General features: G+C 45.8%; 19 protein-coding genes. 12 read left to right on the plus strand and 7 right to left on the minus strand.

The window, feature by feature from the left end; genetic code table 11:
* Positions 1 to 89: 89 nt before the first annotated feature.
* Positions 90 to 917 (plus strand): class I SAM-dependent methyltransferase, encoded by an 828-nt coding sequence (locus EHO60_RS07075; RefSeq protein WP_135767432.1) that lies wholly within the window; start codon positions 90 to 92, stop codon positions 915 to 917.
* Between the two features lie 10 nt (positions 918 to 927).
* Here the strand turns inward: EHO60_RS07075 and EHO60_RS07080 are convergent, their stop codons facing one another.
* Entirely contained in the window at positions 928 to 2,184 is a 1,257-nt protein-coding gene (locus tag EHO60_RS07080) for an FAD-dependent oxidoreductase (protein WP_135767433.1), read from the minus strand.
* Between the two features lie 250 nt (positions 2,185 to 2,434).
* Here EHO60_RS07080 and EHO60_RS07085 point away from each other — a divergent pair, with 250 nt between their 5' ends.
* Positions 2,435 to 4,081 carry an ATP-binding cassette domain-containing protein gene (locus EHO60_RS07085; RefSeq protein ID WP_135767434.1) on the plus strand — a complete coding sequence of 549 codons (1,647 nt, stop codon included), beginning with the start codon at positions 2,435 to 2,437 and terminating at the stop codon, positions 4,079 to 4,081.
* Between the two features lie 18 nt (positions 4,082 to 4,099).
* On the opposite strand, the gene rdgB is transcribed toward EHO60_RS07085, so the two are convergent.
* The 4 genes from rdgB to EHO60_RS07105 all read right to left on the minus strand — a co-directional run bounded on the left by rdgB (position 4,100) and on the right by EHO60_RS07105 (position 7,992).
* Entirely contained in the window at positions 4,100 to 4,690 is a 591-nt protein-coding gene (gene rdgB, locus EHO60_RS07090) for an RdgB/HAM1 family non-canonical purine NTP pyrophosphatase (protein ID WP_135767435.1), read from the minus strand.
* Entirely contained in the window at positions 4,687 to 5,025 is a 339-nt protein-coding gene (locus EHO60_RS07095) for an STAS domain-containing protein (RefSeq protein WP_010417441.1), read from the minus strand. Before EHO60_RS07095 ends, rdgB begins: the two co-directional genes overlap by 4 nt.
* A 182-nt stretch (positions 5,026 to 5,207) precedes the next feature.
* Positions 5,208 to 6,470: a DUF1574 domain-containing protein gene (locus EHO60_RS07100; protein ID WP_135767436.1), complete on the minus strand. Its 1,263-nt coding sequence runs from the start codon at positions 6,468 to 6,470 to the stop codon at positions 5,208 to 5,210.
* Complete coding sequence (locus EHO60_RS07105) at positions 6,460 to 7,992, minus strand: MBOAT family O-acyltransferase (RefSeq protein ID WP_135767437.1); 1,533 nt, start codon at positions 7,990 to 7,992, stop codon at positions 6,460 to 6,462. The genes EHO60_RS07100 and EHO60_RS07105 overlap by 11 nt, the downstream gene beginning before the upstream one ends.
* Before the next feature lie 307 nt (positions 7,993 to 8,299).
* Here EHO60_RS07105 and EHO60_RS07110 point away from each other — a divergent pair, with 307 nt between their 5' ends.
* The 9 genes from EHO60_RS07110 to EHO60_RS07150 all read left to right on the plus strand — a co-directional run bounded on the left by EHO60_RS07110 (position 8,300) and on the right by EHO60_RS07150 (position 16,600).
* Complete coding sequence (locus tag EHO60_RS07110; RefSeq protein ID WP_135767438.1) at positions 8,300 to 10,039, plus strand: ATP-binding protein; 1,740 nt, start codon at positions 8,300 to 8,302, stop codon at positions 10,037 to 10,039.
* 3 nt (positions 10,040 to 10,042) lie between these two features.
* Positions 10,043 to 10,486, plus strand: a complete 444-nt coding sequence (locus EHO60_RS07115; protein ID WP_135767439.1) for a response regulator — start codon at positions 10,043 to 10,045, stop codon at positions 10,484 to 10,486.
* Position 10,487: 1 nt separating this feature from the next.
* Positions 10,488 to 11,624, plus strand: a complete 1,137-nt coding sequence (lvrB, locus tag EHO60_RS07120) for a hybrid histidine kinase/response regulator LvrB (protein ID WP_135767440.1) — start codon at positions 10,488 to 10,490, stop codon at positions 11,622 to 11,624.
* 59 nt (positions 11,625 to 11,683) lie between these two features.
* The gene (locus EHO60_RS07125) at positions 11,684 to 12,958 is read left to right on the plus strand and encodes an esterase/lipase family protein (RefSeq protein ID WP_135767441.1); all 1,275 of its coding nucleotides are present in this window, start codon (positions 11,684 to 11,686) and stop codon (positions 12,956 to 12,958) included.
* A gap of 112 nt (positions 12,959 to 13,070) precedes the next feature.
* A complete protein-coding gene (locus EHO60_RS07130) occupies positions 13,071 to 14,354 on the plus strand; it encodes a phosphoinositide-specific phospholipase C-related protein (RefSeq protein WP_246028175.1) in 1,284 nt (427 codons plus the stop codon).
* 184 nt (positions 14,355 to 14,538) lie between these two features.
* Positions 14,539 to 15,213 (plus strand): response regulator transcription factor, encoded by a 675-nt coding sequence (locus EHO60_RS07135; protein WP_135767442.1) that lies wholly within the window; start codon positions 14,539 to 14,541, stop codon positions 15,211 to 15,213.
* A gap of 60 nt (positions 15,214 to 15,273) precedes the next feature.
* Positions 15,274 to 15,735 carry a Spy/CpxP family protein refolding chaperone gene (locus tag EHO60_RS07140; protein ID WP_135767443.1) on the plus strand — a complete coding sequence of 154 codons (462 nt, stop codon included), beginning with the start codon at positions 15,274 to 15,276 and terminating at the stop codon, positions 15,733 to 15,735.
* 23 nt (positions 15,736 to 15,758) lie between these two features.
* Complete coding sequence (locus EHO60_RS07145) at positions 15,759 to 16,310, plus strand: RNA polymerase sigma factor (protein WP_135767444.1); 552 nt, start codon at positions 15,759 to 15,761, stop codon at positions 16,308 to 16,310.
* On the plus strand, positions 16,307 to 16,600 hold the full coding sequence (locus EHO60_RS07150; RefSeq protein WP_246028176.1) for a hypothetical protein: 294 nt from the start codon (positions 16,307 to 16,309) through the stop codon (positions 16,598 to 16,600). The genes EHO60_RS07145 and EHO60_RS07150 overlap by 4 nt, the downstream gene beginning before the upstream one ends.
* A 78-nt stretch (positions 16,601 to 16,678) precedes the next feature.
* On the opposite strand, the gene EHO60_RS07155 is transcribed toward EHO60_RS07150, so the two are convergent.
* Positions 16,679 to 17,518, minus strand: coding sequence for a hypothetical protein (locus EHO60_RS07155; protein ID WP_135767446.1), 840 nt, complete (start codon positions 17,516 to 17,518; stop codon positions 16,679 to 16,681).
* A 411-nt stretch (positions 17,519 to 17,929) separates the two neighbouring features.
* Here EHO60_RS07155 and EHO60_RS07160 point away from each other — a divergent pair, with 411 nt between their 5' ends.
* Positions 17,930 to 18,283 (plus strand): single-stranded DNA-binding protein, encoded by a 354-nt coding sequence (locus EHO60_RS07160; RefSeq protein ID WP_135767447.1) that lies wholly within the window; start codon positions 17,930 to 17,932, stop codon positions 18,281 to 18,283.
* 214 nt (positions 18,284 to 18,497) lie between these two features.
* On the opposite strand, the gene EHO60_RS07165 is transcribed toward EHO60_RS07160, so the two are convergent.
* On the minus strand, positions 18,498 to 19,742 hold the full coding sequence (locus tag EHO60_RS07165) for an NADH:flavin oxidoreductase/NADH oxidase family protein (protein WP_135767448.1): 1,245 nt from the start codon (positions 19,740 to 19,742) through the stop codon (positions 18,498 to 18,500).
* Positions 19,743 to 19,761: the final 19 nt, after the last annotated feature.

Raw genomic sequence — 19,761 nt, forward strand, 5'->3', positions numbered from 1 at the left:
CCGAAGACTGGAAAGCGCTTTTTTGAGCGAAAGGACAGAGGTTTAAAAAAGGTTGTGGGAACCGTTTTTACGAATAGGATCTTGTCCGAATGGATCCTTTCAGTTGGAGTAAGAGAAAAGAAGCACCCGACACTCTCGCTCATCTCTATCTGAATCTAGGAAGCGCATCCTCTTGGGCGAATTTCGGATACTGGAAGAATACGAAAGATTATCCGACTGCCGCCGGAAACTTGGCTCGGTTATTGGGAAATGCCGCGGCTCTCTCGGCTAACGATCGTGTTTTGGATTTAGGATGCGGATGCGGTGACCAACTCGAGGTTTGGAACCAAATCTTCGGAGTTCCTTCGAATCGGATCGTCGCGATCAACTCTTCCCGGGAGCAGGTATCCTATGCGGAAAAGAAATGGAGAAATCGGCTTCCGTTTCTCGACCTCAGATTCGCGGACGCGGCTAGTCTTTCGAGATTTCCGAGCGATTCTTACGACAAAATCCTCTGCTTGGACAGCGCGTATTTTTTTCGGGACCGAAAAAAGTTCATTCAAGAAACGTTTCGGATCCTGAAACCGGGGGGGAAGTTTTGCTCCGCGGAATTGGTATTTTCTACCGCGAAGTTGTCTTGGAAAGAAAGACTCGAGCGGAACATCCTTTCGTTCCTTGCAGGAATTCCCGCATCTAATCGGTTTTCCTATGAAGAACTCGCCGAGCTTCACGCAGCGCAAGGATTGAAACAAACATCCTTCGAAATCTTGGACGAAACCGTTTTTGGCGGATTCGCGGAATTCCTACAAAAAGTTCTGCCGAGAATGGAAGGAATTCCTTCTAAATTAGCTGCTAGATATATTCGATTCGGAGAATTTTTAGCCAGCGAAAAAAGAAGAAAATTCTTTCATTACGTACTTTACACTCTTGAAAAGTAGGTTGGAGTCTTTATTTCCCCCCGGACGCAGCCACCCAATTCTTTACGTCTAAGGCGGTAGCAACCCCCGCTTCCAACAAGGGAATTCCGTATCTTGCATAAGAACCGCAGACCCATACCTTTCTGTCCGGTCCTTGCTGTAGTTCCTTTAATCGTCGAATGATTTCTTTGGAAGAAAGGTCGATCACCGGTCTTTCGAATTTGGAGCGGCTAAGTACGGATTTCGGATCCGGTTCCGTGAGCGGATTCCAGGTCTGGAATACCGGTTTCTCACCCATATTGGGAAGAACCTTGTTCAATAAAATGGTTGCCGTCGCGCTCTTTCCGTCTTCGGACAATGCGAAACACATGGGCGCCCAATGTTTTTTTTGCTTCGGCATGAATCGCGGATCGGAATGGACCACCACTTCGGACGTTTCGTAACGGAAGGAGGAAAGCAGCTTGCGCTCTTCGGAATATTCTTCCGGAAGCATGGGAGCCGCCCGGTCCGCAGGAGCGGCTACGATTACACGATCGTAACTTTCCTCACCATCCCGGAATTTGACATACACTTTATTTTTATTTAAAGCGATTTTCGTCGGTTCGGCATTGAGCAGTACTCTTGCAGCCCGGGAAGCCAGTCGTTCCGTGATATCTCTTGTGCCTTTTTTCGCGGTCAGAAATCTTAGGAATTTGAGTCCCTTGGAATGGTAGCGGATCACCGCCTCCGCCGGATAATTTTTTGCGCTTTCCGAAGTACACGTGTTGATCGTGGAGAACATAGGAATCAGATATCTATCTTCGAATTCCACGGAGTATCCGAACCGGCGCAAAAAAGAGGAAATCGTCAATTGTTCTCCGGACAATCGATCCAGCTGGGATTCGGATTCCTCGTAAAATCGCATCGCGTCGGATAAGATTTTTCGTGAGATGGAATTCGAAAAACAGGCAAAATACGGGATTGGAAAGAAATTTCCTCCCAGAGCCATGGTGGAAAAACCGAAATAGGTGGTTCCGTCCTTGTAGTTTAGGGAAAAGGAATAATCCACGGGTCTAACTTCGATTTTCGCCTCTTCGAACAGTTCCAATAGACAAGGATAATAATTCTTTTTGAATGCTCGAAAAGGTACGTCGACTCGGAGAGATCTCCCGTTCCAATCCAAGTCCGTTCCATGAGCGTCCATTCCTACCAGAGGATGTCTTTCTATCAGCGTAACTTCGTGCTCTTTTCCTAAATACCAACAGGCGCTTAAACCGGCGATTCCGCTTCCGATCACTGCTATTTTCATTCGTCGCTTAATATCTGCGCAAAATCGGGAAATTCAAGGTAAAACCGAAAAAAAGGGAAGAAAGACTACAAAAACCGGAACGAAACGGATCCTTCTCCTCTCACTCGAAAAACGAGGTAAGGTAATATAGGTTCCGAAGAGAGTGAAGTCGCATTCCGATGGTTTTAGTTGGCAAATAAGCGAGGTTTTGGGACTCTGGCGGTATTCCCTTTCTCCCATGAAAGTCGCCTAAACGGATAGGTAGGTTATTATGATCAGCGTCTCAGGTCTTTCCCTTAATTTCGGCAAAAAGATCCTATTTGAAAACGTAACCTTGAAGTTTAAGGAAGGCTGCCGTTACGGTTTGATCGGAGCAAACGGCTCCGGAAAATCCACGTTCATGAAAATATTGGCGGGTATGGAACAGCCTGCCGCAGGGTCGGTCGCGATCGATGCAGGTATCAAGGTCGGTTATCTGAAGCAGGACCATTACGAGTACGAAAACGAAAAGGTGCTCGATACGGTAATGATGGGGAACAAGGAATTGTGGGAGATCGCCAAAGAAAGGGACGCGATCTACTCTAAACCGGAAATGTCCGACGAGGACGGCATCCGCGTTTCCGAATTGGAAGAGACGTTCGGAGAAATGGGCGGATACGAGGCGGAAAGTATCGCCGGGGAACTTTTGGAAGGTCTCGGAATTCCGACAAACATACATTCTCAAACTCTTTCCTTTCTTACGGGCGGATTCAAACTAAGGGTTCTCCTCGCGCAGGTGCTATTCCAAAAACCGGACGTCCTTTTGCTGGACGAACCTACCAACCACTTGGATATCAAAACGATCCATTGGTTGGAATCGTTTCTATTGAATTACAAAGGCGTCGTCGTAGTGATTTCCCACGACCGTCACTTTATCAACTCCATTGCTACCCATATCGCCGACTTGGATTATCAAGCGATGACCGTATATCCCGGAAACTACGACGAGTACATGGAAGCCGCTCAAGCGTCTCGAGAACGAAGTGTGGCGGACAATAAACGCGCTAAAGAAAAGATCGCCGAGCTTCAGGAATTCGTAAGCCGTTTCAGTGCGAACGCCGCAAAGTCCAAGCAAGCGACTTCCCGTCAGAAGATGATCGAAAAGATCAAAGACAATATGATCGAGATCCGTCCGTCTTCCCGACAATTTCCGTACATCGTATTTAAAATGAAAAGGCCCTTAGGAAAGGATGTCATCATTGCCGAATCGATTTCGAAAGCCTATGAGGACAGAAGTATCTTTAAGGATTTTACCATCAATATCACGAAGGGTGAAAAGATCGCGATTATCGGCACGAACGGAGTGGGTAAGACTACTCTTCTCAAAATTTTGATGAAACAGCTGGAAGCCGATCTCGGATCCGTGTTGTTCGGAGAATCGGTCGAGGCATCGGTCTTTCCTCAGGACCACAGGGAAGGGATCGAAAAGGATGCGGATACGATCGTGGAATGGTTGTACCGTTATGCGCCACCAGGAACCGAGATGGAGGAGATCCGCGCGATTTTAGGAAGGATGCTCTTTAGCGGAGAGATGGCTAAGAAGCCCACCCAAGTTCTCTCCGGAGGGGAAAAATCTAGAATCATTTTAGGCAGGATGATTTTAGCCCAAGACAATCTTCTCGCTTTGGACGAACCTACGAATCACTTGGATTTGGAATCCATCGAATCCTTGAACTACGCTTTGACGAAATTCGAAGGAACGGTCTTGTTCGTATCCCACGACCGGGAATTCGTTTCTTCGATAGCGACCCGCATTTTGGAAGTCACGACCGAAGGGATTCGGGATTTCAAAGGGACTTACGAAGAATTTTTGGAAAGAGAAGGAGCCGAATTTTACAAACGGCTCGCAGGCGGTCCTGTACTCGCGGAAGCGAAGTAGTCTCCCTAAATTCCTTTTCTACCTGTTTTCTCGTCGGAGATGGGCAGCCAAAAGATCCAGAGCCTCTTTTCTGTGGGAGACGGAGTTCTTTTTTTCCTCGTCCACTTGTGAAAAGCGGGCTCCGAATTCAGGAAAATAAAAGATCGGATCGTACCCGAATCCTTTGCCTGTCGTATCGTAATCCTCCGAGATCCAGCCGTGGCATTCCCCTCGAAAAGTGAATTCGGATTTTCCGTCCACGAGTGCGATTACGCAGACATACTTTGCGTTTCGGTTTTCCTTCCCCTTCATTTTTTCCAGAAGAAGTCTGGTCCTTCCTTCGTCGTCTAAACTAGGATCTCCGAATCTGGCGGAATGGATTCCAGGAGCTCCGTCCAGAGCTTCCACGGAAATTCCCGAATCGTCCGCTAAGGATGGTATTTTGCAGAGAGCGAATAACTCTCTGGCTTTGATCAAAGCGTTTTCTTCGAAAGTATCGCCGGTCTCTTCGGGGTTCGATTCCAATCCCAGCTCTTTGGGGGTCTTCAATTCGATCCCCAAGGAATTCAGGATGGCTCTTATTTCGCGGACTTTATGCGGATTATTGGAAGCTAAGGCTAGGGATTTCAATTTCCCAGTTTGAATTCATCAAAAGCATCGTCGATGGTGGGAACGACTTTGAAGACTTTGTCCAACATGGTGATCTCGAACAATTGCAGAAGATCCTCGTCGTTTACTACGATGATGATGTCACCTTCCGCGGAATTGAATTTTTTCTTATAGGAAACTAGGATTCCTAATGCTGTGGAACAGATGTGACTCACTTCCGTAAGGTCGATAATGACTTTCGGGGAAGGGTCGAAATTATGATCGCTGAGGTTACGGTCCAGTTCCTCGCTGTCCGATTGGAGGATGGATCCGGAGATCTTGATGATATGAATGTCGTCTTGAACCGTAATTTCCATGTGAGTACCGAAACCTTGTGTGCCGATTTGAAATTTTTATAGCAAGCAAAAAATCGTGTTTTTCCGGGATTCTCCTGCTTTCCATCCGCGAAACGAAGTAAAAAGTGCGATTTGTACGGCGCAGAAAAAAATCCTAGCGTATACTTCGCGGCATTTCCTTCGAATCCGACATAAAATGAGAATCATTCAAGAAACGGATTCTTCCGTTTCGAATCCAGAAAACGGAATACCATCGGTAAAACGAATTCCTGAAATTCCGCGTTTAGTCTAGCTTCACCGCGGCAATCGAAATGGATTTGGTCTACAAACATCTCTTTCGGATAACGAAAATCGGGAAAAGAAAAGAAGGCCGCGTTCTTCCTGCTCTCGACCAGCTTTTTTACTGCGGAACGCACGGCTATGGAGTTCGCGGTATTTTCCAATTCCATGATTCCCGGCATGTACAAAAATCCGAAAAGGATTCCTTCCTTTTCGCAGAAATCGATCAAATCAACCAAAGAGGAAAAATCCTGCGAAAGAACCCGATTCTGGGATTCTATTGATTTTTCTAATATTTGCTTCACGTATTCGCGGGATTGGTACGTCTGGAGAGGATTCATTCGATTCGAGATATTGTATTTTCCCCGGTTTAAATCCAACCATTCTTTGATTAGAATATTGTCCTGTAGCTGAGATCCGGGAGGCAAGCAGAGGCCTGCCTCGACTGCTTGGCAGGTGGAACAATTTCGAATCCAATCCGAGTTTTCCTTTTCGGTTTCCCAGTTGGAAAGGCTAAGAGAATTCTCGACGGACCTTCTGTATTTATAAGTGGAATATAATAAAGGAGCGGCTTTGGATAGGATAAAGATCCGTTCCACTCCTTCGAATTGACCTGCTAGTTCCGAAAAGGAGAATTGGTGGAGATACCTTTGTCCGAAAAAATCCCAGAGAAAGGAATCTTCCCGCCGAGGATCCAGCGGATCCAAATTCGATTCGGTCTGTTGCTTGAAAAAAGTGTTTTTCCAGCCTTCCTTCCAGCGCCGTTCGGAATATTCCCCCAAACCCTCGTTTTTCATGGTCCTTAGGCCGGAAGGATCGTACAAAGGAGGACCGTATCCCTGGGAATACAATACGCTGCTGGCGGCGAAAAGTAATAGTTTCGGTTTCTTGTTTCCGAATTTTAAGTATTTCTCTAACAGGAATTTATAATATCTCGGTCCCATTGCGGGAAGGCTATGGTTATAAACTTCGTATGTCCCTTTTGTTCCGGCAAGAGCCATGCTTCGGGAATCCCCGAGGATGACGATATCGGCCTTTCCTTTTCCTGATTCGATCGTTTCCCGTTTGTAGTTCACGAAAAAGGTTTCCGGCTCCTCCATAAAATAACTGGGAAGGAAACGTACGACCGCTTCTAAAAGTGCGAAAAAAAAGACCGCGATCAGAAGTCCGGAAAGTTTAGAACGCAAAATAAATGACCTCCTTACCGAAGATTCCCTTCAGTACGACGGTTCCGAACAAAAGAATAAATACCGCGGCTTGGAGCCAAGCTCCTTTCTTCAGGAGAAAATATCTGTCTTTTCTCGTATAAACGAAATAATCGACAATCAGCAACGGGAGCGCGATCCGAAGCATTTCACCTAGATAATGGCTGACGGAAAGGACGCCGTTGACTTGTTCCGTCAGGTTCCAAGGGGAAAAAATCTGGGAATACAATAATAACATGTGGTGCGTATCGTACGCTCTAAATGCCACCGCGCTGAGTGCGAAGAGCAGGAACGTAAGGAGCCTGCTTCCTACGGCGGCGGGAATTCGGATCCACGCCGGCGACGGGACCGAAGAATTCGACGGCGGGAAATTCCAGAGAATAATCATATAAACTACCGTAAAAATTCCGTTCAATAATCCCCAGGTGACGAAGGTCCAATTCGCGCCGTGCCATAGGCCGGAAAGTCCGAATACGATTAGTATATTACGAATTTGTTTTGCTCTGCTTGTCCTATTTCCACCTAATGGGAAATATACGTATTCCCGGAACCACCGATTCAAAGTGACATGCCATCTCGTCCAAAGCTCTATGGGCGTAGCGGAATATTCCGGGGTTTCGAAATTTACGGTCAATTGGACTCCCAAAAATCGGGAGACTCCGAGCGCGATAAAGGAATAACCCGCAAAATCGCAATAAATCTGGATCAAAAAGCCGAGAGTGGCGACTAAAACTTGCCCCCCTCCCATTCCTAAAGCATGGTCGGGGTGGGCAAGATAGGCTTCCTTATTCGGAAAATAGATCTGATCCACTAAAGGACCTAGATTATCCGCTACATATACCTTTAGAAAATATCCTAGGAGTACGTCCCAAATCCCTTCCAAAAGGATTCCCGTGTCAGGAAATTTAGGTTTTTTTAATTGAGGCAGTAAATCGCCGGCTCTTTCTATCGGACCGGCCACCAATTGGGGAAAATAAGTCACAAAAAGTGCAAAATCGAAGAAATCTTTTTCCGCCCGGATTTGCCCTTTGTACACGTCTATTGTATAGGACATAGTCTGGAACGTGTAGAAGCTGATTCCAACGGGGAGGATTACGGATTTTAAAAGAAAGGAACCGTTTCCGCCGATCGTTTCCCAGCCTAGAAAACCTGCTAAAGAGTTCCACTGATGGACCATGCTGTCCGCGAAGAAATTGAAATATTTCATCGTAAACAGGATGCCTAAATTGGAAAGGATCGAAAAAAAGAGGAAGATCCTTTTTCTTTTCCTGTCCGTATTTCCCTCTATTCCAAGGGCAGCAACGTAATCTACGAGCGTGCTTAAAACGATTAGGATGAGAAAGATCCAGTCCCACCATCCGTAAAAGAAATAAGAGGCGGCCAAAAGCCAAAGATTCTGTCCTCTGGCTGCCCACGAATGCCGCTTAGCCCAGAGGCCTAAACCCAAAAAAACCGTATAAACTAGGATAAAAAATAGGAGAAATACGAACGTGTTGAAAAGCATCGGCTCGAAAACGGGTCTTCGACAGTTTTACGGACGAAGTGGACAGGTCAACTTGAATGGGCAGGAGATCGAGTCAAATCTATGTCGCATTTCCGGTGTTGGAAAATTACCTTCCCGAAAGTCTGAGTATACTGCGGTACTTTCCTGTCTTTTTTTTCCGATTTCGGAAGTCCGATAAGATAAGCTTAAAAATAAATTGCTTTTTCGTGTCATTTTTAAATGAAAAAGTCGTAATATTCACTCTTTTGATGGATTGTAGTTGCACTCGGATTTCCGCAGTGTACGATCTTTCGGTGCCGTTTTGTTTATGTTTACCTTAAGTTATTCCCAAAAATTGACGATCGGCTTCCTTCTTGCCGTATCAATGATCGCGGCAATAGGCGGAGCCTTCTTTTGGAATCATCTTACATTGGCCAAAGCGAAATCTTCGGAGGAGAATACGAGAGAGATTATTCTGAAACTGGAATCAATTTCTTCTAATATTAAAGATTCTGAAATATTGGCGATCCGTTACGCGGGCGCAAACGGTGCAGCTTTCCGTGAAGACTTCGGAAGGTCCTTATATACTACGGAGATAAAGATCGTCGAACTGAGAATTTTGACTCGGGAAAATCCGAAGCAGCAGGAACGTGTCCGAAAACTTGAATCCCTGGTCCATTCCTTGGGTGACTCCGCACTTGCAGCAGTTCCCGTCAATTCGCCCTTTTGGGAAAAAATACTTGGGACATTGGAAGAGATGAAGATTGCCGAGAAGTCTTTGTTCCAGGAAAGGGCAGCGATATTCCAAACTAGGATAGATATCGGGCAGATCATCATTTTGGTATTTTCGGTCTTCAATCTTTTTCTTCTGACCGCACTGTTTCAGATCTTAAAAAAGGAATCCGAAAGAAGGTTAAACGCGGAGAAAAATTTATCCGACCAGAACAGCCTTTTGGAATCGATCCTGAACAATATGGCGGACGGGGTCTTTGCGATCGATAAGAAGGAACGGATCTTTCTTAGCAACGCTAGGATTCTGGAATTGGTGGGAAGTATTCCGGTTCTTCAGGAGGATTGGAGGGTTTGGATTCGGAAGGGCGGGCTTACGATCGCAAGAGTCGATTCTCCCGACGGTACGAATCTCGAAGACTCTTTGGTCGGTATTCAGGAGTTTTTCAAAAAGGAATCCAGCAAATTTTCCGTTCATGTAATCAAGCCGGGCCCGGAAGAATCCATTCTGGAAGTGAACGTAAGGTTACTTAAGGACCGTCTCGGCGATCCTATCGGTCGAGTGATTCTTTTGACGGAAGTCACGGATCGTTTTTTGAAGGAAAGGCAGATCAAGGAATTGAATCTGAGGCTGGAAAAAAATCTAAAGAAGGCAGAAAATGCGAATCGGGAATTGGAGGCTTTCAGCTATTCCGTTTCCCACGATTTACGCTCCCCGATCCGTGGGATAGACGGGTTTACGAAAATTCTAGTGGAAGACTATTCCGAAGTTTTGGACGCCGAAGGCAATCGTCTCTTAGGCGTGATCATGAAAAACACGAAGGTCATGGGGCAATTGATCGACGATCTTCTCGAGTTTTATAGAATTTCGAAGAACGAACCAAAATCGGACCCGGTCGATATGAATCGCCTCGTCAGAGATTGTATCGTTTCCTTAGAATTGAACCGAGCCACCTTCGTACACGACGTTCAGATCGCTGAATTGTCCCCTGCTTACGGAGATTCCTCCATGCTTAAACAGGTTTTTATGAACCTGATTTCCAATGCTTTCAAATACTCTTCTAAAAAAAACGGCGCCTTGGTGGAGATCGGCGGCTCTATCGGAGACGGGGAGAACACATATTATGTTAGGGACAACGGGGCAGGATTCGACCATCAATATGCACATAAGTTATTTAAAATATTCCAAAGGTTGCATTCCTCCGATGAGTTTGAAGGAACCGGGATCGGGCTCGCGATAGTGGAAAAGATCGTGAGTCGTCACGGCGGAAGAGTTTGGGCCGAAGGAGAAAAAAACAAAGGGGCGACGTTCTATTTTACGTTGCCGTCGGAGGTTTAAATTATGAATAACTCGAGGAATTTCGAGATTTTATATGCGGAAGATAATCCGAGCGACGCTGAATTAACTATGAGAGGATTTAAAAAGAGAAATCTGTTCAATCGTATCTCACATGTTCGGGACGGAGAGGAAGCTCTCGATTTCCTATTTTGTCGAGGGAAATTCGCGGATCGGGATGCAAATGAAGTTCCGTTATTCGTTCTTCTAGATTTAAAAATGCCTAAGGTGGACGGGTTGGAAGTTTTGAAAGCGATGAAGGCGGACAATAAGCTCAGAGTGGTTCCGGTCATTATGCTGACTTCCTCCTCCGAGGAGAAGGATATAGTGGAAAGTTACGAGTTAGGAGTGAACAGCTATATAGTCAAACCCGTGGAATTCGAGAAACTGATCACTACCGTCGCCGAAATCGGACAATATTGGTGTATCGTGAATAAATCGGTGATTTAAAATGAAACGTCTTAAATTTCTTTTTTTAGAGGATTCACCTACGGATTTGGAATTAATCCAGAGAGAGCTTAAAAGAGGGGGTGTGGAATACGTCTCCCTACATGTACAGGATCGTGATGCCTATCTAAAGGCGATCGTGGAGGAAAAACCGGATTTTATTTTTTCAGATTTTTCCCTGCCGAATTTCGACGGGTTGTCCGCATTAACTCTTGCAAAGGAAGCCTGTCCGTCCACGCCCTTCATTTTCGTTTCGGGAACGTACGGAGAAGACGCGGCAATTCAGACATTAACCAGAGGCGCCACGGATTACGTATTAAAAGATCGTTTAGTGAAATTGGTTCCGGCGCTTAAAAGAGCTTTACGAGAGAATGAAGAAACCGAAGCCAGAAGAAAAGCCGAGCGGGACAAATTCGAGATAGAAGAACAACTTAGGCAGAGTCAGAAATTGGAGGCGATGGGCTTCTTAGCGGGAGCGATGGCGCATGAAATCAATAACCCGATTATGGCTATCATAGATTACGCCAGAATGATAGAAAAAGGCGAATCCGATACTGAGAAGGTGAAACGCATGGCGATTAAAATTCAGACCGAAGGGGAAAGGATTTCCGTTATGGTCAAGGACCTTCTTCGATTCGCGCGCCAGGAAAAGGGACAGTTCGAAAAGGTAAAGCTTACGCATAGCTTGATCAAAATGAAATCCATTTCGGAACAAAGAGCTAAGATGAGTAAAATTTTCCTGCAAGTCGACACAACGGAAGATGTGTGTCCGGTTTTATGCAAAGAGGGGCAGATCCTGCAAGTTCTTTTGAATTTGGTGAACAATTCCATAGATTCCTTGAACCAAAAAAACGAAGGTTACTACGATGATAAGCGGGTAAGCGTTTTCGCTAAAATGGTGGACATGGGAAATAAACCTTGGGTTAGGATTACGGTCGAAGATACTGGAGTAGGAATTCCTCCCGAACTAGGTAGATCCATTTTTAATACGTTTTTCACAACCAAGGAAGCGGATAAGGGAACCGGTTTGGGCTTATCCGTAAGTCTGAGTATCGTAAAGGAACACGGAGGGTATCTTTCATTCGAAAGTGTGCCGATGGAGTATACGCGGTTTTTCTTGGATCTTCCCTGTGCGGTTTAAAGATAAAATTCGGTGGACCTTTCTTGGATCCATCGTTTATTATCGGATCTTAAAAGATTATGCCTTTCGACGAATTATACAAACCTACGGACCCTAGCTTTAGACTGAGTAAGGATGCAGTCCGTTTCGCTTCCGATGTCTCCTTAGGAACCTTGGAAGGAGTCAGATCTTTCTTGACTTCTTCCTTCGACTGGATGTCCCAAAAGTTGACGGAATTGTCGGATACCCCCGTGCTGGAAAAAACGGAATTAGCTTCGCTTTTTCGGGAAACCGGCTCTTCCTTACAACGAGCTTCGGAAAAAACGAATTCAGGGTTGATTCGGGCGCTTGAGTCCACTGCGGCAGCCATGCAAACCGCGTTGGGTTCTTTGGATCAGGCGGATTCGTTCGTTAAAAAAAAGCTCTTCGAGAATATCCCAGTGTCCAGTATCGTAGGGGAATCGTTTGCGGATTTCGTAACCACCTCGGCCATTCAACCTTCCTTTCGGTTGAACGGAAGAGATGCGAGTGCAAGCGAAGTGTTGCAGGATTGGCAACGCTCCGGTTTGACAAGAACGGTGCTATGCATACCGGGTCTGTTTTGCGACGAAGGACTCTGGAGCGCCGAAGGGCCGTTCAGTCCGGTTGCGACTATGGTTCGGGAAGGTTATTATCCGATATATCTACGTTTTAATCCCGGGGCCCATATTTCTAAAAACGGTGAGGCCTTGTATTCTCTTCTCAAGGATCTGTTTGCTCTGCCGGAATTTCAAGACGAGAAAACGGATTTTTTATCCTATAGTCAAGGTGGCCTGATTTTAAGGAGTGCCTTCTATCTAGCAGAGAAAGACGGATTTCGGTTTTCGGAAAAGATACGTCATGCGTTATTCGTGAGTTCGCCCGACGGCGGATCCTATATCGAAAAGATCGGATTTTGGCTCGGGTTAGGCGCGGAGTCCCTGCCCGTATTTCCGGTAAATCTGATCGGATACATAGGTAACCAAAGAAGCGACGCGATGAAGGATTTGTCGCACGGACTGATCCGAGAGGAAGATTGGCAAAGAAAAGATCCGATCGGAAGATACGGACAGGAATTCTATTTCGGAGAACTGGACGAAGTGAATGCCACCCAGGTTTATAGCCTAGTGTCGGAAAAACCAGGCGATTGGTCGAACTGGATCGGAGACGGTATTGTGGAGAAATCCAGTTTGGAAGCTCTTTCCGAACGAGTGTATCGAAAGAAGGCAAATCCCGAAAAGAGAGTTCGAGTATTATTCGGTTTGTCTCATTATCAGATTCTGACTTCTCCCGGATTCCAAGAAGTGCTAACCGATTGTTTGAAAACAAACGAATAAAAATTATATCGGTTGTTCTAAATAAAAAATCCGGAATATAAGTAATAAATAAGTAAGGCTTGGGTTCCCGATCAGGCAAGGAGGTAGGATATAGTAAAAACTTAGGTGAAAAATGATGAAGAGAATGGTTCCGTTTTTGGTCCTCGCCCTGCTTTTGTCAGCCGGCAACGTCCTAATGGCGAGCCGGGGAGCGGTCGTCCCGAATCCGATCGATTTATTCGAGCAATCTCCGGAAGCGAAAGCGATCGGCATCCAAAGGCAAATCCAAAGAGAAGTTAATTTACCCGTTCATAAGGCGCTATTTTACGGGACCCACAATTCCTATAACAGTAAGGCATACGCAGGTCCTTTCTTTTCCTATTCGTTTCCCAACCAGCAATACTCGATTACGGATCAGCTTCGGCTAGGAGCCAGATTCATCGAACTAGACGTGCATTACGTTTTGGGAGCGCATTTCGCGAAAGATTTTCTACTTTGTCACGCGCAAGCTAACGGAGTCGGGTGTAACGTCTTTGATCGCCCGGTAGGAAACGGACTCTCCGAGATCCAAAATTGGATCTCCGCACCTCAAAATCAGAACGAAATCATTATCCTTTACATAGAGGATTATATAGACAATCGTGCGGATCAATTTTTGAGTATCGTCAAAAGTTACCTCGGCCCTTATCTCTACGAATATTCCACCGGAGCTTGCGGCGATGTTCCGAGTCCCGATAACATGCCTAAGTTAAAGGACATGCTTTCTTCCGGCAAAAGAATCCTCCTCATGAGCGACTTCTGCTATCCGGGCGTATGGAATTCTTACTTTAAGCAGATGTTCTTCGGGAATTTCTCCATCCACCCCAAGGATTTTCGAGGATATCCGGATTGTAACTGGAGTAGAAGTACCTACGATTCTTCTATGACCAGAGTATATAACGATAGCACGAATTACTTCGGAATCTACAACGGAGCAAAGGAAACAGGAGTATTTACGAATTCGAATATTCCGCAAATGTTATCCTGCGGCGTAAGTGTCTTCGGAATCGACCAATTTAATCCGGATTTCGCAAAATTAGGACTCTGGTCTTGGGGGGTCGGGGAACCTAACAATTACAATAATAACGAACATTGCGCCCAGGTCAGAAGCGACGGTCGCTGGAACGACAATAATTGCTCCGTGAATTTCCGTTACGCCTGCAAAGACGGTTCCGGAAATTGGGCGATTACGGATTCTTCCGGTAATTGGAGCAACGGCCGAAGCGCTTGTGCGGCGTACGGTTGGCAATTCTCTTCGCCTTTGACTCCGTATGAAACAACGAAACTGCAGGAAGCCAAAACTTCCAAAGGAGCCTCCGACGTTTGGGTCGATCTGACCGACCAATACAGGGAAGGTTATTGGGAAAGAGGTAGATAACCTTTTCGTTCCCAAACGGAATCCATCCTCATTACGCAACCGGTCCGGGGTCATTAGCCGCTTCCCCCCGACCGGTTTTTTTTTATCGACGAGAAGTCTCCGAAGGTCGAATCTCAACCGAGCGGGATTTTTCAATAAATTTCGAATCATTCTCCCGATAAGGGCACAAAAAGGCATTCAGGCCATGTCATATCGATCCTATAAAGTCCTCCTGGCGGAAGACGATGAAACCTCCGCGGATCTTTTGATCCATTTTCTGGAAAGATATAATTTCGAAGTAGACCATGTAGTGGACGGTGTTGCGGCGGAATTGAAACTCAAAAAAGACGTCTATGATCTGATTCTTTTGGACAATCAAATGCCGCTTTTGTCCGGTCTTAGATTGGTCGAAAGGATTCCTGACAAGAACAAGAATCGACCCATCATTTTTTTAACTGTGAGTAATGAAAGAGAGAATATCCTGCAGGCAGCAGCTAGCGGTCAGTTGGCGGCTTATCTGTTGAAGCCCTTCGAACCGAATTCACTACTGGCAAAGATCAAATCGGCATTAAGAATCGAGCAAACTTCTTTGATCGATAAGAAGGAATTCCCTTTTTCCATTCAGAAAATTTCCAAAGAAGGTTATGGAGCCGGAGTGAGGTTGGTCGGTTGTCCTTACGGGAAAACCCCGGAAAGAATCGTTCAGGAAATCAGCTTTGTCTTAAAGGAATTATCACAAGCAAGACGTTTCTTTCTGGAGATAGAAGAAGCTTTTCATTTTCACAAGAATTACTTTGAACTGCTGAATGCCGTCGTTGCCAAACTTGCGACGAAATATGAGATTCCCCAAGAAAATATTTTAGTCATTGATACCGTCTAATTTTTTTGGAACCGGTGATTGCTCGTTCGGTCAGAGGATCAGTAACGAGGAGATAAAGAGATGTTTCGTAAAGTTGCAAAAATGACCGCTATCCTAGCCGTGATTAGTTCGGCTATCGTCTTCGCACAAGGTTGCGGTCATCATAAATGGCTTTCCCCTGAAAAAAGGGCGGAAATGGTCGTGCAAAAATTGAAATCCGAATTGGAGTTGAACGAGTCCCAAGCTGCGACCTTGGAAAAGATCAAAGGCGAAGTTCTTGCAAAGCGGAAAGAATTGAATCTGCCAGAAGGACATTTTCTTCCTAAAGAGGCGGTCGATGAAATTCGCGGCGAAAAACTGAATGTAGACAAATGGAACAAGTACGGTCAGGAAAGAGAAAAGAAAAAAGGGGAACTCCGGACTTTTATTCTGAAAAAAGCGGTAGAGTTTCACGCAATTCTGACTCCGGCACAAAGAAATAAGCTGGCGGATCTGATTACGAAGTTCCAAGATAAATTCCGGAAAGAGAAGGAAGAAGGCTGATCCTTTTTTCTTCGGAGGGGTTTATGGGAGAAGAGGAATTTTCCCGCTTCGTCGACAATACTCGGGAGATCGTCTTAGCGGCGATCTCCCGCTATTTGTATGAACGCTTTTCCTACGCTATCGATGATGTCGCACAGGAAACGTATTTACGGGCTTACAAAGCCTTGTTGAAGGGTCAGTTCCGTGGTGATTCCAAGTTGACCACTTGGCTTTATACGATCGCTAGAAACGAATCCATTCGTATGAACGAAGTGTTGGGAAGAGAAGAAACCAAAGCGGAAAAAGCCGGTAAAAGATTCGAAGAAGAACGTAAGTTGGAACCGGCCGTCTCCGATTCTGACGAATTGGAAGATCTTCCTACTTGGGAGAAAGCAAAGATTTGGGTGATGCAACTTCCCGAATCTTATAGGAGCGTTCTTCAATACTATTTCTCCGGCTACTCCGAAAAACAGATTGCCGAAGCGTTAGGCGTCCCGGCAGGCACGGTAAAGTCTAGGGCGGCAAGAGGCAAGGAAATGCTGAGAAGGATGCATAACTCTAACAGAAGAGAGGGAGGGGTAAGATGGGAAGAATGAACGGACAAAACCCCGATATGTATAAGGAAATCCACTTTCGGAAATCCGATCCTGATTGGCCAAAGGAAATCGCGTCTAACGTGATTGCCAGGTTTCATCAGGAGTCCGAGAAAAGTAAACCGATTCTCTATATGGATCGAAAATGGTTGGCGGCCGCAGTTTTTTTGATCGGTATTTCGATCGGATGGTTTACCTGGAACAACATGCTCCGCGAAGAGGATTCGATCCGAGAAGTTTCATGGATATGGGAAGGGGATTCTTATATCTCCGTTCTTGAATCGAATTTTTAATTGAGACATTTCCTTTTCCGAGTTGGATTGCGATTCGGAAAAGGAAATGATCTTTCGTTCAATTTGAAACTACCTGTTTTATCTAGATAGGAATGTATCCGTAGAAGTTCGGTCGATTTTCAAGGACCAGAACACAGGAATTTTTATTTTTTGGCGGCTTGTGCATTTGACACCGCCTCTGACATCGTTTGCGTAAGAAAGACAGTCCAAGGCCGCGAATTCATTCGGCAGATAGGCGACGGCTGCGTCCGCTTCATTGAAATATTTGATTTTGATTCCGGGCATTCCTTGGAAAAGAGAGATGAAATATGTCAGCGGTTCCTCCGAGAATCGCGGTTGGACAAGGTATTCTTCCGGAAGTTTGTCCTGGTGTCGTGGGAAGAGACGATAGAGCTCTAAGGATCGAAAGGCCGCCGCCTCCCAAAATGCTCGAGTGTAGGCGCCATTCGGGAATTCGTCCCTAGTTGCCATGCTGAACCTGTCGGTGAATATTCTTCCATCATGTAATTTGAATACGATCAGAATTTCTACAAAGGCACTCAACCCGTCCGAGATCAACAAATTGATCGGTATGATCGTAACGGTCGTTCTTGGAGCTTGTTCCGAGTTTTGCAGTCGAATTCCTGCTCGAAGAGAAAAGGTCTTAACGAAAGATTTTTGCAGGGCGGTGGAAGTCAGGATTGGGGCTTCTCTTAACAAAGCCCATTGGGGTTGCTTGACGTTTTCGAAGAGATTCGTACCGAAAGGGTAAAAAATTTGAGGTCGATAGGAAGGAGGAAAAACGACGTCGATTCCCATCGCATTTTCCTCGTAAAGAATTCCTTTGGTCCTATCGAATGTGCAAGCACTCAATAGGAAAGAAAGGGCGAACATGCACTGAGCGACTTTGGTTTTTCGAATGCACTTTGTGCGAATCATTCCGATTTGTAGGAACTCCCTTTCTGGAATAAATAGAAACGAACCGATTCGAAAAGTAAAGAAAGAACGGTTCGGAATTCTCGAAATGCGGGAATAGGACTGTACTAGGGAAGTTTTGAGCGGCCCACACCCAGGTCCGGGCGAAGGAAGTGGGCTCGGGGCGATTTGCTCCGAATCCTCTATCAGAAAAACTGCGTTTGGGCAAGATATTTTTCTATTTCAACTTTGTATGACCTCCTACAACAGATTTTCAAAAAAAGATTTTACTCTTGAGCAAATGCGTGTTATGCGCCTGGGTGTACCACCGCACCGGCCCCCGCCCAGAGAGGGTGGGGCCCTTCAAAAAAAAATGCTCATGCACTCCTTGTTTCCTTACATGTAGTCTATGAATTCTTTGAGGAAAAAATACCTATGAAAAATCTATCCATCGCAGTAGTCGACGGCTTCCTGACGGGAGATCCCGAGCTGAAAAAGATCTCCAGCGGCAAATCCGTAGCGAACTTCACACTTGCAGTGAATCACAGCTTTAAAAAGGTCGAAGGAGAGGAACCTGAGGTTTCTTATCTCGATGTTGAAGTTTGGGATCGCTCGGCCGAGAACTGCGCCGAATACCTAAAAAAAGGAAAAAAAGCTACGGTGGTCGGTTATTTAAAGCAGGATCGTTGGAAAAACCAGGAAGGGCAAAACCGATCCAAACTCAAGATCGTCGCGGAAGAAGTGCGATTCGATAGTCATGTAGATCGCAAAGAGAGGGAAGCCGCATAAGAGAAGCTCCGGATTTGCCGAAAGGCAAATCCGGAGTCACCATAGCCGACATTCTGAAATTTACAGAGAATGATGAACACCGAACTTCGGAGGTGATTCAAAATCCGGAAGAAAGAAAAGATCGGTGATCTGATTTTCACTGATTGCCAGTTTGGCGAAATTTCCGGACGAGTGTGATCGGTCATTCCGAGTTTATTTCGTGCGCTTCTCGGGTCTATTTTGCTTCGATGAATCGTTTGTAGCGTTTCGCATTCCGCCTAGCGCGAATCTGTTCAACAATTAAATTGCCCACTAAAGAAAAAGGGACTTTCGGATCCTTTCCCTCTGCCATTCTTCTAAACTGCACTCTAATAGCGGATATTTTAGAAAGAGAATTCAAGGCCGGATTTGCAAGATTTGGAAGATTCACGCTTGTCTTTTCGATCTTTCCGGAAACCAATTTAGCTGCACAATCAGGGTCGAACGCGAAGGGAGTCCCGATACCGATCATATCGACCACCCCACTGAGAATCGCCTCCTCCATAATCGATCCCGACCGAAATCCTCCGGTTGCCATTAAGGGCATTTTTGCCGTATTGCGGGCCTTTTTGGCGAAGTTCAAAAAATAAGCTTCTCTTTGTTTCGTCCCGGTGTTTTCCGTTCCTTGCATCGCCGGGGATTCGTAATTACCTCCGGAAATCTCGAGTAGATCGATCCCAGTTTCATTTAACATTTCGATCACTTTTATCGCGTCTTCTTCCTCAAAGCCTCCCTTCTGAAAATCCGCAGAATTTAATTTAACTCCCACGCAAAACTCCCGTTTGGTGGAAGACCTGACTCCTTTAACGATTTCTAATAGGATTCGCGCCCGATTTTGCAGGGAGCCGCCCCATTCATCCTCTCGAAGATTGGTTAAGGGAGATAAAAACTGACTTAACAAATATCCATGAGCGGAATGCACCTCTACCCCGTTAAAACCCGCCTTTTCTGCAAGCTTCGCTCCCATGATGAATCGATCTATAATGCGTTTGATTTCATCGGATGTCAGAGCCCTCGGAGTTCCAAAAACTTTAGCCAACATTCTTCCCGGAATCTGAACCTTAACCGCCGAAGGAGCGACCGGAATTTCTGAGATATAACCGAATACTTGCCGTCCCGGATGATTGATCTGCATCCAGAGTTTCGATCCTCCCGACTGTGCAATCTCTGCCAGTTTTTGGAATCGATCTAGACTTCCGTCCTCTCTCAGAATGACATTCCCTGGACCAGTCAAAGCTCCCGGGTCCACCATCATGTTGCCGGTAAGCAGTAAACCAGCTCCTCCGCGGGACCAGCGCTCGTACAAACGAAACATATTTTTGCCCGGGAGAAAATCTCGATCCGCCAGCCCTTCTTCCATCGCCGCCTTCGCAATTCGATTCGGAAGGATCGTGCCATTTGGGAGGTTCAGCGGTTTTGCTAGGTTAGAAATCGGGTTCATTGGCATCTCCAGTTTGGAA

Origin of the sequence: Leptospira fletcheri (assembly GCF_004769195.1) — a bacterium.
Lineage (GTDB): Bacteria > Spirochaetota > Leptospiria > Leptospirales > Leptospiraceae > Leptospira_B > Leptospira_B fletcheri.